Origin of the sequence: Dactylosporangium sp. NPDC000521 (assembly GCF_042898305.1) — a bacterium.
Lineage (GTDB): Bacteria > Actinomycetota > Actinomycetes > Mycobacteriales > Micromonosporaceae > Dactylosporangium.
Genome location: NZ_JBIAYW010000010.1, coordinates 320940 through 336571 on the forward strand (window position 1 = coordinate 320940; position 15632 = coordinate 336571).

The 15632-nt window shown below is 72.1% G+C and carries 12 protein-coding genes; 4 read left to right on the plus strand and 8 right to left on the minus strand.

The features are described 5' to 3' along the window. Positions 1-2 precede the first annotated feature (2 nt). From ACFY3L_RS31715 to ACFY3L_RS31725, 3 genes are all read right to left on the minus strand, one after another. Complete coding sequence (locus ACFY3L_RS31715) at positions 3-1523, minus strand: DUF5691 domain-containing protein (RefSeq protein ID WP_389332211.1); 1521 nt, start codon at positions 1521-1523, stop codon at positions 3-5. Continuing rightward, the gene (locus ACFY3L_RS31720) at positions 1520-1708 is read right to left on the minus strand and encodes a hypothetical protein (RefSeq protein WP_389332214.1); all 189 of its coding nucleotides are present in this window, start codon (positions 1706-1708) and stop codon (positions 1520-1522) included. Before ACFY3L_RS31720 ends, ACFY3L_RS31715 begins: the two co-directional genes overlap by 4 nt. Positions 1709-2430: 722 nt before the next feature. Then, positions 2431-3801 carry an SWIM zinc finger family protein gene (locus ACFY3L_RS31725; protein ID WP_389332217.1) on the minus strand — a complete coding sequence of 457 codons (1371 nt, stop codon included), beginning with the start codon at positions 3799-3801 and terminating at the stop codon, positions 2431-2433. Positions 3802-3886: 85 nt separating this feature from the next. On the opposite strand from ACFY3L_RS31725, the gene ACFY3L_RS31730 reads away from it, so the two are divergent. Then, positions 3887-4486 carry a DoxX family protein gene (locus ACFY3L_RS31730; RefSeq protein ID WP_389332551.1) on the plus strand — a complete coding sequence of 200 codons (600 nt, stop codon included), beginning with the start codon at positions 3887-3889 and terminating at the stop codon, positions 4484-4486. Between the two features lie 12 nt (positions 4487-4498). Here ACFY3L_RS31730 and ACFY3L_RS31735 read toward each other — a convergent pair whose 3' ends face one another. From ACFY3L_RS31735 to moaC, 4 genes are read right to left on the minus strand one after another with little or no spacing between them, the layout of a single operon-like run. Beyond that, positions 4499-4921 (minus strand): molybdenum cofactor biosynthesis protein MoaE, encoded by a 423-nt coding sequence (locus tag ACFY3L_RS31735; RefSeq protein WP_389332220.1) that lies wholly within the window; start codon positions 4919-4921, stop codon positions 4499-4501. Beyond that, positions 4918-6120 carry a molybdopterin molybdotransferase MoeA gene (locus tag ACFY3L_RS31740; protein WP_389332223.1) on the minus strand — a complete coding sequence of 401 codons (1203 nt, stop codon included), beginning with the start codon at positions 6118-6120 and terminating at the stop codon, positions 4918-4920. The genes ACFY3L_RS31735 and ACFY3L_RS31740 overlap by 4 nt, the downstream gene beginning before the upstream one ends. Positions 6121-6137: 17 nt before the next feature. Further along, positions 6138-6605, minus strand: coding sequence for a molybdenum cofactor biosynthesis protein B (locus ACFY3L_RS31745; RefSeq protein WP_389332226.1), 468 nt, complete (start codon positions 6603-6605; stop codon positions 6138-6140). Beyond that, positions 6602-7078, minus strand: a complete 477-nt coding sequence (gene moaC / locus ACFY3L_RS31750) for a cyclic pyranopterin monophosphate synthase MoaC (RefSeq protein ID WP_389332229.1) — start codon at positions 7076-7078, stop codon at positions 6602-6604. The genes ACFY3L_RS31745 and moaC overlap by 4 nt, the downstream gene beginning before the upstream one ends. A 350-nt stretch (positions 7079-7428) precedes the next feature. Here moaC and ACFY3L_RS31755 point away from each other — a divergent pair, with 350 nt between their 5' ends. The 3 genes from ACFY3L_RS31755 to ACFY3L_RS31765 all read left to right on the plus strand — a co-directional run bounded on the left by ACFY3L_RS31755 (position 7429) and on the right by ACFY3L_RS31765 (position 11901). After that, complete coding sequence (locus tag ACFY3L_RS31755) at positions 7429-9957, plus strand: putative bifunctional diguanylate cyclase/phosphodiesterase (protein ID WP_389332232.1); 2529 nt, start codon at positions 7429-7431, stop codon at positions 9955-9957. Next, the gene (locus tag ACFY3L_RS31760) at positions 9945-11186 is read left to right on the plus strand and encodes a glycosyltransferase family 87 protein (protein ID WP_389332235.1); all 1242 of its coding nucleotides are present in this window, start codon (positions 9945-9947) and stop codon (positions 11184-11186) included. The genes ACFY3L_RS31755 and ACFY3L_RS31760 overlap by 13 nt, the downstream gene beginning before the upstream one ends. Before the next feature lie 94 nt (positions 11187-11280). Then, positions 11281-11901 carry a phosphoribosyltransferase gene (locus ACFY3L_RS31765; RefSeq protein WP_389332238.1) on the plus strand — a complete coding sequence of 207 codons (621 nt, stop codon included), beginning with the start codon at positions 11281-11283 and terminating at the stop codon, positions 11899-11901. Between the two features lie 663 nt (positions 11902-12564). Here ACFY3L_RS31765 and dnaB read toward each other — a convergent pair. Continuing rightward, positions 12565-15369, minus strand: coding sequence for a replicative DNA helicase (dnaB, locus tag ACFY3L_RS31770; RefSeq protein ID WP_389332241.1), 2805 nt, complete (start codon positions 15367-15369; stop codon positions 12565-12567). Between the last annotated feature and the right edge of the window lie 263 nt (positions 15370-15632).

Genomic DNA, 15632 nt, shown 5'->3' on the forward strand with positions numbered 1-15632 from the left:
GGTCACGCGAGCTCCTCGAGCATGTCTTGTCGGAACCGGAGGGTGTCGGCGAATCGGCCGACGATGGAGGACATCGGGTCGTCGGACGCCAGGCCGGACGCGAGCTTCGCGGCCCGGTCCGCGGCGTCGGCGGGGAGTCGCAGCGCGGCCAGCTCGCACAGGCCGGCGAGCCGCCACCCCGCCGACCGCCGACCGCCGAGGTCGTCGAGCGCGGCGAACACCGCCTCGAGCAGCGCCGGCGGCCACGGCCGCGGGCACAGCTCCAGGACGTGCTCGACGCCGACGGCGGCCGCGCCGGCCAGCCCGCGACGGAGCACCTCGACCGCGATCGTGGAGAGGGCGTCGGACGGCAGGGCGTCGTACAACGCCTCCAGCAGCAACCGGTCATCTGGCCGCCCACCGGCCGCGACCTCTTCGGTCAGCTGCCCGGTGAGCGCCGTCGCCCATCGCGCGTCGCGCTGCCCTGCCGCGGCCCGCGCCAGCCCGCGGCGCAGCACGGCGGCCCACTCGTCGGTCACCGGCAGCCGCAGGAACTCGTCGGGCTCGCCCCACACCCGCAGCGGGGTCCGCGTGAGCAGCTCCTCCAGCCACCAGGCCCGCTCACCGACCCCGACCGGCGGCCGGGGCGTGATCCCGTCGCGCCGCATCGCCTTGTCGCAGGCAGCCGGCGGCGTGACCATGATCCGCCCGCCGCTGACCCGCACGCACGCCGTCGACCGCTCGGCCATCCGCCGCGCATACGCGCTGTCCGGCAGCAACGCGAGCAGCTCCACCGCGGCCGCCCGGACCTCCTTGCGCCGGTCGTCGAGCGCGGTCTCCAGGATCGGCTCGTCGGCGCCGGACAGCCCGGTCGCCATCGCGCCGAGCAGTGCGGCCCGGTCGTCGGGCGTCTCGGCGGGCCAGGCCGTGCGCAGCAGGTCGCGCGCCGCGTCAGGGTCCCGGCGCCGCAGCGTGGTCAGGAACCCCACCCGCCGCCCGATCGACCCGAGCTCCCACGCGCTGCCGTCGTCGACCGGCCCGTCGACCGCGGTGGTGACCAGGTAGCCCCAGTCGGGCCGCTGCGCCGCCAGCCACGCCGCCCGCGGCCCGCCCACCGAGGCGATCAGCCCCCGCAGGACCCGGTGCCGCCGCCCGACCTCCAGCAGCGCCGGCAGCAACTCACCGGGCACCCTTCTGGCCCCGACTGCGCTGAGCCATTCGGCGAGGAGCTCCAGTCGCCCGTCCGCATCACGTACGGGAGTCGCGTTGCTCGACCCATACCCCGCCGCGTCGACCGCCAGCAGGTCCGCCGCCCGCGCCGAGGCAGGCCAGGGCACCAGCGGAATCCCCGAGTCGTCGGGCGCGGGCGCGGGCACCGGCACCCCTGCCCGCGCCGCGACCCCGGCCCGCCGGTACATCGTCAACGCCGCCGCCGCGTCGAGCAGCACCTCGGCCGGATCCCCATCACCCGCGGCCAGGTGCCGCCGCTGCGTGCCGACCAGCGCGGTCGCCAGGACGTCCCCCCACTCCGGAAGCTCGCTCACGACGCCTCCCCCTCACCAAGGTCGAGCCCCACCGGCCATCCCCCGCACGCGACCCCGCCCGCCGCCCGCGCCGCCATGGACGGCAGCGACAAGGACACGGCGGCACCATCCACCGACGACAGTGCCCAGAACGCGGCGCCGTCACCCGGCAACCACCACGACGAGCGCTCGACCGCGACAACCATGGACAACTGTCCCCGAGCCACGCCACCACCCGACGAACGCCGTGACGCCCGGATTGCGGCGCCGCCACCCCGCGACCACCGCGACAAGCACTCAGCCGCAGCAACCACCGGCAACTGCGCTCCCACCACGCCACCACCCGACGAACGCCGTGACGCCCGGAACCCGCCATCACCTGACAACCACTCAGCCGCAACAGCCCCAGGCAACTGCGCTCCCACCACGCCACCACCCGACAACCAGCGCGACGAGTGCTCAGCCGCGCCAGCCACCGGCAACTGCGCTCCCACTACGCCACCACCTGACAACCACCGCGACAAGCGCTCAGCCGCGCCCGCCCCGGGCAACTGTGCCCGAACCGTGCCACCGCCTGCCGAGCGCCGTGACGAAGACGTGGGCACACCAACCTCCGACCACCGCCCAGCCACAGCGCCACCTGCAGAGCACCGTGACGAAGACGCGGCAACACCAGCCCCCGGCCACAGCCCAGCCACCCGCACCCGTGCCCGACACGAGCCATTGACAGTCACCGGACACCCCGCCGCGACGCCGACGGAGGGCGAGCCCCGGGAAGCTTCCCCACCAGCCACTGACGCGGGCGCGGACCGCATCTGAGCCAGACGCTCCCGGGCGCACGGCGACCACACCAGGCCGGCGAAAGCGCTCAAGGTGAGCGCCGCACGCCCGGTCGCGGCGGACCGGGTGGAGGTGAAGACTCGGCACGTCATAGGCGGACCAGCCGGCCTTCGGACCAGGCGCCGAGGGGGCGCAGGCCGCCCGCGGACCATTCGCCGGTGACGATGGTGGGGCGGCCGGCGGTGATGGCGAGGAGGCGCCACGGGTCGCCGGCGGCCGGGTCGAGGGGGAGCGCGGAGCCGGACGGGTCGACGAGGTGCCAGGCACCGGCGTCGCGGGTGGGGCAGACGGCGTCGAGAGTCATCGGCCAGTAGTCGAGCCAGGGGTCTTCGGCGAGAGCGGCGGCGTGGGCGCGCAGGTTGGGCTCGATGCCGGCGGCGCCGGCGACGGTGTGCATGCGGGCGGGCGGAGCGTGGCGCTTGGCGATCAGCGCCCGCGCCGGCTGGCCGCCCGGGTAGAGGCAGACGTCCGCGTCGAGCTCGGTGCCGGGAAGCAGATCGACCGGGATGGACTGGCCGGCGACGGCGAAGGACAGCACGAGCACGGGGCGCAGCGTCGAGGCGCCGCGCAGCCAGGCCCGGCGGACGGTGAGCTGGTCCTCGATCTCGTCGCGGACGCCGTGGATCTGCCAGCGGTCACGCAGCGTGGGGCCGGCGAGCACGGTCTCGGTCGCGATGGGCAGGCCGACGCGCATGCGGACACTGGCCGCCAGGTCGTCGGGCAGCTCCGCGAGCCGCCGATAGCCACCGACGAGCAGGTGGAGGCGGGCGAGCTCGCCGAGGAGCCGCTCGGGGGAGCCGGTGACGGCCGAGGTGCGGCGCAGGATGCCGGCCGCCCCCGCGGCCTGGGCGTCGACGAGCCGGGCGGCCATCGTGTCCCAGTGCGCATAGCCGCTCTTGGCGACGCCGGCGAGCCCCGCACGGGCCTGGTCGGCCAGCCAGCGGTCGAGCTCGTCAAGACCGGCGGAGATCCGGTCGGCCCGGCGGGCCTGCGCCTTCTCCCCCGGCAAAGCCCTGCCACCGCCCGCAGCCCCCTCGACGGAGCCCGAGCCGGGGCCCGAACCGGAGCCGGCAGAAGGAGCCGCCGCCGCAGCACGCCGGGAAGCGCGCGAGGACTGCCACTCCTGGACCCAGCCGGGCGCGGTGGCGTCGGTGACGCTCCCCGCGGACCAGCGCAGCAGCAGGCCGAGAGAGTGCTTGCAAGGGAACTTGCGGCTCGGGCACGTGCACTTGAACGCGGGCTCGGTCAGATCGACGGCCGTCTGGTACGGCGTGCTGCCGCTGCCCTGGCAGAGGCCCCAGATCGTCGGTGGCAGCTCGTCGGTGGCGCTGAGCCCCGACTCCAGCCAGGCGCGGTCGCCGGCCATGCCCCGGGCCGCCCGCTGGGCGGACGCGTCAGGGGCGAGCGCCATCACCTGGTCGGTGGTCCAGACCGTCGTCTCCGTCGAAGGTTCGGTCATGCTGCGAAGCGTAGTGAGGGGGTACGACATTCCTCGGCTGGGTATGAGCCGGGGCATGAGACCCGTGCGCACGGCAGCACGCTCGATGCTCGCCGCGATTTTCGTGATTCAAGGCTGGGCCGCGCTGCGTGCCCCGGCGAAGCTCGCCGACACGGCCAGGCCGGTCACGGACCGGTTGGAGCCGGCGTTGAAGGCGGTGCACCCGAGCCTGCCGACCGACGCGGAGACGCTGGTGCGGGTGAACGGTGCCGCCCAGGTCGCCGGCGGGATCCTGCTGGCCACCGGCCGCGCGACGACCCCCGCGGCGCTGGTGCTGGCGGGGTCGCTGGTGCCGACGACGCTGGCGGGTCACGCGTTCTGGGAGGTCGAGGACCCGGTGCAGCGCAACCAGCAGCGGATCAACTTCCTAAAGAACCTCGGCCTGGTGGGCGGCCTGCTCTTCGCCGCGCTGGACAACGAGGGCCGCCCCAGTATCGCCTGGCGGGCGCGCAGCACCGCCGCGCGTGCGAGGCGCGAGGCCAGCCACACCGCACAGACGGCGAAACGCGAGGCCGGCCACGCCGCACGAGCGGCGAGACGCGAGGCCAGGCACGCCGTCCACACGGCGCAGCGCGAGGCGAAGCACGTCGTCAACTCGGCACAGCGCGACGCCCGAATTGCCCGCCTGGCCAGGAAGCTCCCGTGATTGGACAGAGCCCTAAGGGCAGTTGACCCATTCCTCCTCGCCGTCGGTGAAGACCTGCCGCTTCCACACCGGGAGCCGCGCCTTCACCTCGTCGACGAGCCGTGCGCAGAGCACGAACGCGTCCGCCCGGTGCGACGTGGAGATCGCCGCGGCCAGCGCCACGTCGCCGATCTCCAGCCGCCCCACCCGGTGCGACACGGCGAGCGCGTGCACGGCGGGCTCGGCCGCGATCTCGGCCGCGATCTCCGCGAGGACGTCGCCGGCGCTGGGGTGCCCCTCGTACTCCAGCTCGACGACCCCACGTCCGCCGTCGTGGTCGCGCACCACGCCGGCGAAGGACACGACCGCTCCGGCCGCGCGGTCGGCGACCGCCAGCTCGTGCGACGTCACGTCGATCGGCTCGCCGGTCACGAGGACCGTGATTCGGTCGGTCACACCCGCTCCCCATCCAGCATCGGCAGTGGTACGAGCTGCGCCGGCGTCCCCGCGAGTCCGCGCCCTCCGGGCGGGATGACGGCGAATCCGATCGAGTTGGCCAGCCCGCGTAGCATCGAAGACCCCGCGTGCGCGACCGGATAGGCCAGTCCATCCACCGGGTCGCGGCGCACCAGCGCGAGATGGGTGAAGTCACCCCGTCCGGGGATGTCGGCGCCCAGGCTGACCGTCGAGTGCACGGGCCGGGGACGGCCGGCAAGTCCGGCGAGCAATGGCAGTACCAATGACACCAACGCGACGAAGGTGGACTGTGGGTTGCCGGGGAGCCCCGCCACGAACTGTCCGCCGGGCAGCTGCGCCACCAGCATCGGGAATCCGGGCCGCACGGCCACCGTGTTGACGACATAGGTGGCGCCGAGCTCGGCGAGCGCCGGGTGCAGGTGGTCGACGGGCCCGTGCATGGTGCCGCCGGTGGTGCAGATGACCTCCGCGCCGGCGTCGACGGCGGCCTTCAGCGCGGCGACGTGGTCCTCGAGGGTGTCCGCGACCGGCGCGCGGTGGTGGACGACCTCCGTGCCGGCGCGGCGCAGCCACGAGGGCAGCGAGGGGCCGAGCGCGTCGCGGACCCGGCCGGCGCCCGGCACGCCGGCGGTCAGCAGCTCGTCGCCGAAGACCAGCAGCGCGCTGCGCGGCTTGGGGCGGCAGAGCAGCGTGTCGTAGCCGCAGGCGGCCGCGAGGCCGATGACGCCGGGGGTGATCGGCGCGCCGGCGGGCAGCAGCTCATCGCCGAGGGCGGCCTCCTCACCGATCAGCCGCCAGTCGGGGACCTTGCGCGGCTCGCCGGACAGGACCTGGTCGCCGTCGACCTTGGAGTCCTCGATGCGCACGACGTGGTCGGTGCCTTCGGGCACCATGCCGCCGGTCGCGATCTCCACGCAGGTGCCGTCGGCCGTCAGCGGCTGCGCGACATCACCGGCGAGGACCCGGCCGGTGATCCGCCAGGGCGCGGCGCCGCGGACGGCCCAGCCGTCGACGCTCGAGGTGGGGAACGCCGGCAGCGCGGTGAGCGTGGTCAGCGGCTCGGCCAGCGTGAGGCCGTCGGACTCGGCGAGGGGGACGGGCACGGCACCCGAAGCGACCGCCGAGCCGGCCTCGAACACCGCCTCGCGGGCGTCGACCCACGCGATCGGTAACGTCACGCGTCGAGCCTAGACCGTCAGTGATCGCCGCCGCGGAGCTGGTCGACGGCGTGCGCCAGGACCGGCCCGAGCACGGCAAGACCGTCCTTGGCGCCACCCTTGGAGCCCGGGAGATTGACGATGAGGGTGCGCCCGGCGACTCCGCTGAGCCCGCGGGACAGGATCGCGGTCGGCACCTTGGCCGCGCCCGCGGCCCGGATGGCCTCCGCGATGCCCGGCACCTCGTAGTCGAGCACCCGGCGGGTCATCTCCGGGGTGGCATCGGTCGGCGTGACGCCGGTGCCTCCGCTGGTCACGACCACGTCGGCACCGCCGGCGACCGCGGCCCGCAGCGCTTCCTCAACGGGTGGTCCGTCGGGGACGACGACCGGGTCGCCGACGTCGCAGCCCAGCTCGCGGAGGCCGGCGACGAGGACGGGGCCGCTGGTGTCGGCGTACACGCCGGCGGACGCCCGGTTGGACGCCACGATCACGACGGCCTTCATGCGCTGCGCTCCCACAGTCCGGTCTTGCCGCCTTCCTTGCGCAGCACCCGCACGCCTTCCAGCGAGGCCGCCGGGTCGACCGCCTTGATCATGTCGATGAGGGCCAGGCCTGCGGCGGCGACCGCGGTGAGGGCCTCCATCTCGACGCCGGTGCGGTCGGCCGTCCGGGTCGTCACCGCAATGTCAACAGAGTCGTCACTCAGCGTCAAGTCCACGGTCACCCCATGAAGGGCAATCGGATGACATAAGGGGATGAGATCAGGCGTGCGTTTGGCACCCATGATTCCGGCGATCCGAGCGACCGCCAAAGCGTCACCTTTAGGTAACGCACCGTCGTGCAGCAACGCTATTACATCCGCCGTGGTGCGGACGGAACCAGCAGCAACCGCACGTCGGGCGGTGATTTCCTTGCCGGCGACGTCCACCATCCGGGCCGCGCCGGTCCGGTCGACGTGGGTCAGTTCATGTGCCACCACATCACCCTATCGATCGCCGCCTGATATTGGATTTGATCATGCACGCTAGGGAGAAGGTGCGTCGATTCAGCTACACGGAGAGTCACTTTCACGTTACCAAAATATGACAAGCCCTGCCGTTCTTCGCAAACTGTGAGCCGACGGACAAATAGGGATAGGCAACTTGCGTATGCACCCCTAGGCTTCGTTCAACGCCAGCGAGTTCGATACATATCGATGTCATTGGCGAAACGGGGGATCGGACCCGCGAAACGACCTAAGGGGGCAAAAATGCGTGGACACGATTGGATGTAAAAGCTCGGCCTTGACAGAGAGACACGCCCATCGGTCACGATGAACAGACCGCGATGCAGAGACCGATAGGCACCGACGACGCGACCAACTGGCGCCCCTGGCGTCTCGTTGGTCCCGTCGTCGTCGGTGCGGGCATCGCCATCGTCGCGGCGTTGTGGCTGATCACGGGCCACGGTGGCCTGATCCTCGTCCTGCCGCTGCCGACCGCGCTGGTCATCATCTGCGGATACATGCGGATTCAGATGCGGATCCGCTCGACGATCCACGGCTGGACGCCCGTTTCCGCCGTCATCATCCTGGCAGCGGTCTTCCTGCCGGCCCCGTTCGTGATCATCTCCGTCGCCGCGGGCAAGCTCATCGACCAGTTGCTCAACATGGCGCACGTGCCGGTGAAGATCAGTTTCAACGTCGGCAAAGAGGTGCTCAACAGCACCGCCGCGACACTCGCCGTGGCCGCCGTGGGGTTCCAGCCGATCCTGGCCGATCCGGACGACGTCGGGCCGCTCGGCAGCGTGCTGATCGCCACCGTGGCCGCCTCCGTCGCGTACACCGTCATCGACGAGCTCGTGTCCAAGGCCCTGTTCGCGATGCTCACCCACACGTCGTACCGGCAGCGCCTCCTCGCCGACTGGGGCAACCTGGCCGTCGCGCACGTCGGCGCGTTCGTCATCGCCGTGGCCACCGTCATCGCGTACGACATCAGCGAATGGCTCCTGGCGATCCTGCCGCTGCTGCTGTGGTGCATCCACCTCGCCTCCGGCAACCGGATCCGCGCCCGCCAGGGCAACGAGGCCTGGCAGCGGCTCGCCGAGGCGACCGACGAGTTCAACTCCGTCGACCAGACCGCCGTCCTGCACGCCGCCGTCCGCAAGGCCGCCGCCCTCTTCTCCACCGACGAGGTCGAGGTCCAGATCCGCCCGCCGACCGGCGAGACCCGCCTCGTGCGCAGCAACGGCCGCGACATCCTCTACGACGGCACCCCCGAGGACGCGCCGCCGGCGAGCGGCTTCGTCATCCCGATCAGCCTGGAGAGCTACCGCGGCGACGCCGACCTCGGCGAGCTGCGCCTGCGCTTCCGCGCACCGGTCAAACTCACCGAGCGCGAGGGGTACACGCTGCACACGTTCGCCGCCGCGCTGTGCACCGCGATCCGCAACGCCTCCACCTTCGCCGAGACGCAGCGCCTCGCCGACAGCCACGCCCGCGCCGCCGCCCAGGACCCCCTCACCCGGCTCGCCAACCGGCGCAAGCTGCAGCAGTACGGCGACGAGGTCCTCGCCCAGGGCATCGTCGGCGTCCTGCTCATCGACCTCAACCACTTCAAAGAGGTCAACGACACCCTCGGGCACTCCGCCGGCGACCGCGTGCTGATCACCGTCGGCGAACGCCTCTCCGCCGCCGTCCGCGAGGGCGACCTCGTCGCACGGTTCGGCGGCGACGAGTTCGCCGTCATCCTCGCCAACCTCAGCGCGCCCGCCCTCGCCGAGATGCGCGCCCACGCGATCCTCGACGCCCTCGCCCCGCCCATCCACCTCGACGACATGCGCATCAGCGTCGAGGCGAGCTGCGGCGTCACGACCGCCAGCGGCGGCACCATCGGCGAGCTGCTCCGGCGCGCCGACGTCGCCATGTACCAGGCGAAACAGGACGGCCAGCGGGTCGTCGTCTACGCGCACGCCCGCGACACCGCCGACATCGGCACCCTCACCCTCGGCGGCGACCTCGCCCGCGCCGTCGCCGAAGGCCAGTTCGTCGTCAACTTCCAGCCGATCGTCGACCTCGCCACCGGCCAGGTCATCGCCGCCGAAGCGCTCACCCGCTGGCACCACCCCGACCGCGGCGACCTCGCGCCCGACCGGTTCCTGCCCGCGATCGAACGCTCCGGGCAGCTGTCCGCGTTCGCCGACGCCGTCCTCGACCAGGCCCTGATCGCCGTCTCGCAGTGGGCCGACGCCGGCCACCCCATCCCGGTCGCCGTCAACGTGTCGCCCCGCAGCCTGCTCGACCCGTCGTTCCCCGACGCCGTCGCCCGCCGCCTCGCCGCGCGCGGCGTCCAGTCCTCCTCGCTCATCATCGAGCTCACCGAGTCCGTGACGCTCAGCAAGCTCGAGGTCGTCGACGACGTCCTCGCCGCCCTGCGCGACCAGGGCATCCGGCTCGCCCTCGACGACTTCGGCACCGGCTTCTCCTCGCTGGCCACCCTCGCCCGCGTCGCCGTCGACGAGCTCAAGATCGACCGCAGCTTCGTCGCCGCCATGAACGCCTCCGCCCCCGGTGCCGTCGTCCGCTCCACCATCGACCTCGGCCGCAGCCTCGGCCTGGTCGTCGTCGCCGAAGGCATCGAACGCGAGGACCAGCGCCAGCAGCTCTGGGAGCTCGGCTGCCCCGCCGGCCAGGGCCACCTCTTCGCCCGCGCCATGCCCGCCGACCGGCTCCTCACCGCCCTGCGCCGCGGCCACGACGGCCAGCCCGGCTGCCTCGCGCCGCCCCTGCACGACACCGACACCGTGATCCGCCTCCCGCGCAACCGCCGGTCCCGCCGCTCCGCCACCGTCGAGCCCGGGCAAGAATGGACCCCATAGCCACCTCGCCACGCTTCTCGATCAGCGACGCCGTCCTGTACGGGCTGTCGGCCGCCTTCGCCCTGCTCACCGCCTTGACGTCGACCCTGCTGCCGCACCGCGCGTGGGGCGCGACCGCCTGGTGGGGCTACGCGGCCGCCTTCCTGATCACGTTCGTCGTCCTCCGCCGCCTGCTGCTCACATCCCTGGTCTTCGCCGCCGTCACGGTCGTGCCCCTCGTCACGCAGGCCGTCCAGCGCGCCGGCGGCCGCACCGACCGCGCGCAGGAAGAGGTCCTCGTCGTCGAGCAGATGGGCCGGCGCCTCCTCGACACCGGCACGCCCTACCTCGACCGCCCCGACATCGCCGCGCTCCCCGAACCGGAGCGGTTGCTGGGCTACTCCCCGTACCAACCCGGCATGTCGATCTTCGGCATCCCCCGGGCGCTCTTCGGCGTCCACTGGTGGACCGACGCCCGGATCTGGTTCCTCGTCGCCACCGTCGCCGCGCTGCTCTGGACCCTGCGGCTGCTCGCCGACCTGGTCGCCCCACCCGGCCTCGTCCTCGTCGCACAGTCCGTCGCCGTCCTGCCGATCTGCACCCTCACCCTCACCACCGGCGGCGACGACCTACCCGTGCTCAGCCTCTCCCTGCTCGCCATGGCCTTCACCGCCAAGCACCGCTGGGTCGCCGCCGGCATCGCGATCGGGCTCGCCGGCGCGCTCAAACTCTTCGCTCTCCCCGCGGCGTTGGTACTGGTGGCGTTCGCCCTCCCACTTCGCCGCCGCACCCTCTGCTTCGCGGCCTTCGCGTTCGGCCTGCCGCTGCTCGTGATGCTGCCGGCGCTGGCGGTCGCACCCTCCGCCTTCGTCGAAAACGTCCTGCGCTTCCCCTCCGGCCACGGTCTGGTCACCAGCCCTGCCCAGTCGCCGCTGCCCGGCCACCTCATCGCCTCGTCCGCGCCGGCCGGCCGCACGATCGCGCTGTCGCTGCTGGTCGCCGCCGGGCTTGCCATCGGCGTCTGGCTCCTGCGCCGCCCGCCCCGGACCACTGCCGCCGCCGCCCTGGTCATCGCCGTCGGCCTGACCGCGGCCATCATGCTGATCCCGTCGACCCGCTTCGGCTACCTGCTCTACCCGGCCGCCTTCGCCGCCCTGTGGTGGTCCCTGCACGCCTCAGCGCCGGGTGGCCGCTGGCCGACCCCCACACCTGCCCCGGCGTCGGCGCCGTCCTCGCTCGGCAGCCCTTGACCAGCGCCTTTCGTTCGCTCTTGTACGACCATCCGGCGGCGACCTGGCCGGGGGGTGCTGGCCGGCCGCCGCACTCCGGGCGTACACAGGAAGCATGGCCTTCAGGGACCGCAGCGAGGCAGGTGCCGCCCTCGCTGACCTCCTCACCGGCTACGCCGACCGGCCAGACGTCATCGCCCTCGGCCTGGTCCGCGGCGGGATTCCGGTCGCCGCCGAGGTCGCCACGCGGCTCCGCGTCCCGCTCGACGCGCTGGTCGTGCGCAAGCTCGGCGTGCCCTGGTCGCCAGAGGTCGCCTTCGGCGCTATCGGCCCCTGCGACGTGCAGGTCCTCAACCAGGAGATCCGCCTCGCCCCAGAGGAGATGGCTCCCGTCATCCGCCACGAAACCGCCGAACTCCGCCGCCGCGACCGCCTCTTCCGCCTCGGCCGCCCTCCGCTCGACCTCACCGGCCGGGTCGCCCTCATCATCGACGACGGCCTGGCCACCGGCGCCACCGCAGGCGCGGCCGTCACCGTGGCCCGTGCCCTGTCCGCCGCCCGCGTCGTGCTCGCCGTCCCCGTCGGCGCCACCCCGGCCGTCCGCCGCCTGACCGCCCTCGCCGACGAGGTCGTCTGCCCCGTGACCTCCGACTTCTTCGGCGCCGTCAGCCGCTACTACGACGACTTCCGCCAGGTCCCCGACACCGAGGTCGCCCGCATCCTCAGCCGCACCTGAGCGCTCCGGACACTCCGCCCACCGCTACCGTCACGCCCCGACCCGCTGCCGCCGTCAACGCAGCCCAGACACCCCGACCCGCCGCTGCCGTCGACGCAGCCCAGGCATCCCGACCGCCGCTGCTGTCAACGCAGCCCAGGCATCCCGACCCGCTGCTGCCGTCAACGCAGCCCAGGCACCCCGACCGCCGCTGCTGTCAACGCAGCCCAGGCATCCCGACCCGCTGCTGCCGTCAACGCAGCCCAGGCATCCCGACCCGCTGCTGCCGTCAACGCAGCCCAGGCATCCCGGCCCGCCGCTGCCATCGACGCAGCCCACACGCGCCGCCGACGGCCACCATCAACGCATCTCAGAACGCACTGGCCGCAAGGTCGGCCCACACCTGCAGCCGAGCGCTCCGAACGACACCCGCCGACACCATCAGCCGTCGCCGGACGGCATCGACCGTGAAGCGTCCGCAGCCGAGCGCTCCGGACGACACCTCCGCAGACACCGCCGGCATGCGCGCATCGCCAGACGAGACCCAGCCGCGGCGATTCCCCAGACGACGGCTGAGCAGGTGCCCTCTGCGGGTGCGCCGCCTCAGTCCGGCGCCGAGCTGCCATGACGGCATCTCCCGCCGCGCCGCGACACGGCCTCTTCGAACGCCGCAGGCCCCCTCTGTCAGATCGCCATGTCGACGAAGCGGGACAGGTGCAGCTGCGCCGCCACCGTGATCGTGTCGGTCGGGCCGTTTCGGTGCTTGGCCACGATGAAGTCGGCCTCACCCGCCCGTGGCGACTCCTTGTCGTAATAGTCGTCACGGTGCAAAAGGATGACAACGTCCGCATCCTGCTCAATCGATCCTGATTCACGCAGGTCGGACAGCTGCGGGCGCTTGTCGGTGCGCTGCTCGGGTCCACGGTTCAGCTGACTGACCGCGACCACCGGGCACTCGACCTCCTTGGCCAGCAGCTTCAGGCCACGCGACAGGTCCGCGACCTCCTGCTGCCGGCTCTCGGTCCGCTTCGGGCTCGTCATCAGCTGCAGATAGTCGACGATGATCAGCTTCAGGTCGTGCCGCTGCTTGAGCCGGCGTGCCTTGGCCCGGATCTCCATCAGGTTCATGTTGGGCGTGTCGTCGACGAACAGCGGCGCCTCGCTGATCTCGCCCATCCGCCGCGCCAGCTTGGTCCAGTCGTCGTCGGACAGCTGCCCGGACCTCAGCACGTGCAGCGGCACCCGAGCCTCGGCCGAGAGCAGTCGCATGACGATCTCGACCTTGGACATCTCCAGGCTGAAGATCGCGCTGGCCATGTTGTGCTTCACCGACGCCGCCCGGCTGAAGTCCATCGCGGCGGTGGAGTTGTGGGTCGGGATCATCGAGCGCCCGGCCAGATACATGTGGTCGTCGTTGTCGACCTGCACGCAGCGGACCGGAACACTCGCCACTGGCCTTACGTCGACGATGTACCTGGAACCCGTCCTCGACGTGCTGGTGGTCCGCCGTCGTGACTGGTGCGTGGCGCGCTTCCGACCCGACCGGAACAGCTCGTCGGCCGTGGTGAAGTTCAGGGTGTAGGCGATCGAGCTGGCCGGCGTCCGGCCCTGAACCGGTCTCGTCGTCATGGTGCACCGGTAGCCGAGACTGACCACCAGCTCCCGGACATCGCCCGCAAGCCGGGCCGAGGTCGACGTGAACTGCGCATTGCCCGTGGTCGTCACGGTGCCGTCGGTATCCAGCAGGCCGGCAAGGAGCGCGCGTCGCTGCTGCTCCGATCCGCGCAGGTACTCGGACGGGATGTGCTTGTTGTCGAGGACACCGAGCCGCCGGAGGCTTTGGACCAGCGCGGGACCGTGATCGCCCGCTCGACCGATGCCATACAGCATCGGATGTGCCGAGCTCGGCCTGATCTCGAACCCGTCGGCTGCGATGTTGCCGACGATCTCTGGATCGTCGGTGGTGATGCGACCAGCCGCGGAATGGCCGTCGCCGAGCCACGCACCGAGCGTGTAGGGCGGCACCGGCAGGTCCTTGTCCGGAAGCTGCAGGGGCCTGCAGTTCTCAACGGCGTGGTTGAGGCGGCCGTCCATCGGACACCGGAGGGTGTCGGCGATGTCCTGCGTGGTCACGACCCCGTCGTGCCTGACCGTCGTCTCGGCGTTCATGGTCCTGTTGACCCGCCGGTGCAGCGTCGTCAGCAGCGCGTGCTTGGAATATGCCTGAATGGAACGACGCCATTGCTTGCCGGCACGCTGATATTCGCGCACGACGTCGGCCGACGTGCCGACCTCGCTGGCCACGCCATGCGGCGCATGCCGGAACCGAGGTCCGACCGGCTCGACCGCCTCGCCCAAGGTCAGCAGCGAATCGGGGCCGGCCATCGCCGTGGCGAAGATCGCGCCCACCTCGGCCCGGGCGGCTTCCGGCCACTGCGGCGTCTGCGCGGCTTCAGCATGCTGGCGTCGCGCCGCCCTCGTGATCGTCTTCCAGAGGTGCTCCGCATCGGCGACGATCACGCTGCCGTCGGAGAACTCCACCTCGAAGCACGGACGGCCGTGCAGGACCTCGAACGCGTTGACGATCGTGGTCGGCCGGCCGTCGGCACCCAGCAGCTGGTCGCCGGCCCTGACGTCCCCCATCGTCGTCCAGCCGTCGGGCGTCGGCAGGGGAGTGTCGAGCGCCAGCGCCTTCCCGAGGCCGGGGCGGCCGGCCACGATGATGAGCTGGCCGGGGTGCAGGCCGTTGAGCAGGCGGTCGAGGTCTTGGAAGCCGGTGGGGACGCCGGTCATGACGCCGCCCTGGGCGCCGACGGCCTCGATCTCGTCGAGGGTGGGCTGGAGCACCTCGGCGAGGACGGCGAAGTCCTCGCTGACGCGCTTCTCGGTGACGTCGTAGATGGCCTGCTGGGCCAGGTCGACGACGTCGTCGACGTCGCGGCCGCCGGGGCCGGCGGAGCCATAGCCGAGCTGGACGATGCGGGTGCCGGCCTCGATGACGCGGCGCAGGACGGCGCGCTCGGCGACGATGCGGGCGTAGTAGGAGGCGTTGGCGGCGGTGGGCACGGCCGCCATGAGGGTGTGGAGGTATGCGGCGCCGCCGACCTTGGCGATCTCGCCCGCGTCGGTCAGAGCCGCGGCGACCGTGACGGCGTCGGCGGGCTCGCCGCGGCCATACAGGTCGAGGATCGCGTCGAAGACGATGGTGTGGTTGGGCCGGTAGAAGTCGTGAGACTTGAGGATCTCGACGACGTCGGCGATGGCGTCCTTGGACAGCAGCATGCCGCCGAGGACGCTCTGCTCGGCGGCGACGTCCTGCGGCGGGGTGCGCTCGAAGGTCTCGGCGCCGCCGGAGGGGCGCTCAGATTCCTGGTCCTGGTCCTTGGACGGCCGCCGGCGCGGCTCGGCCGGGGCCGCGTCGTCCCATGGATCGCTTCGCCTGTCTTCGGTGATCGACATTCGCCCCTCCAACGTCATACCCCCACGCATCAGTAGACCTCGCGGGTATGACAAAACCTCGCGGCGCGCCTCGGAAGACGTGGAGCGCCCCGCGCAACGGTATGGAGCGACTGGCGTTCGTCAAAACTAGCCGGTGGACAACCCTGCGGACAACCTGTGGACCACTGTCCACAAACGGGGGATCAGTTGTGCACAAGCCTGTGGAAAACTTCGCCGGCGGGATCCTCAAAGGGGCCCTGAGCTGCGCGTACACAATCCACAGCCTGTGTGTGAAAAATAGTCGCCTGATCGGG

Coding starts and splice junctions, on each gene's coding strand:
- ACFY3L_RS31720 (WP_389332214.1), bottom strand. CDS start 1,708: ATGGTTGTCGCGGTCGAGCGCTCGTCGTGGTGGTTGCCGGGTGACGGC.
- ACFY3L_RS31725 (WP_389332217.1), bottom strand. CDS start 3,801: ATGACCGAACCTTCGACGGAGACGACGGTCTGGACCACCGACCAGGTG.
- ACFY3L_RS31730 (WP_389332551.1), top strand. CDS start 3,887: ATGCTCGCCGCGATTTTCGTGATTCAAGGCTGGGCCGCGCTGCGTGCC.
- ACFY3L_RS31745 (WP_389332226.1), bottom strand. CDS start 6,605: ATGAAGGCCGTCGTGATCGTGGCGTCCAACCGGGCGTCCGCCGGCGTG.
- ACFY3L_RS31755 (WP_389332232.1), top strand. CDS start 7,429: ATGCAGAGACCGATAGGCACCGACGACGCGACCAACTGGCGCCCCTGG.
- ACFY3L_RS31760 (WP_389332235.1), top strand. CDS start 9,945: ATGGACCCCATAGCCACCTCGCCACGCTTCTCGATCAGCGACGCCGTC.
- ACFY3L_RS31765 (WP_389332238.1), top strand. CDS start 11,281: ATGGCCTTCAGGGACCGCAGCGAGGCAGGTGCCGCCCTCGCTGACCTC.
- dnaB (WP_389332241.1), bottom strand. CDS start 15,369: ATGCGTGGGGGTATGACGTTGGAGGGGCGAATGTCGATCACCGAAGAC.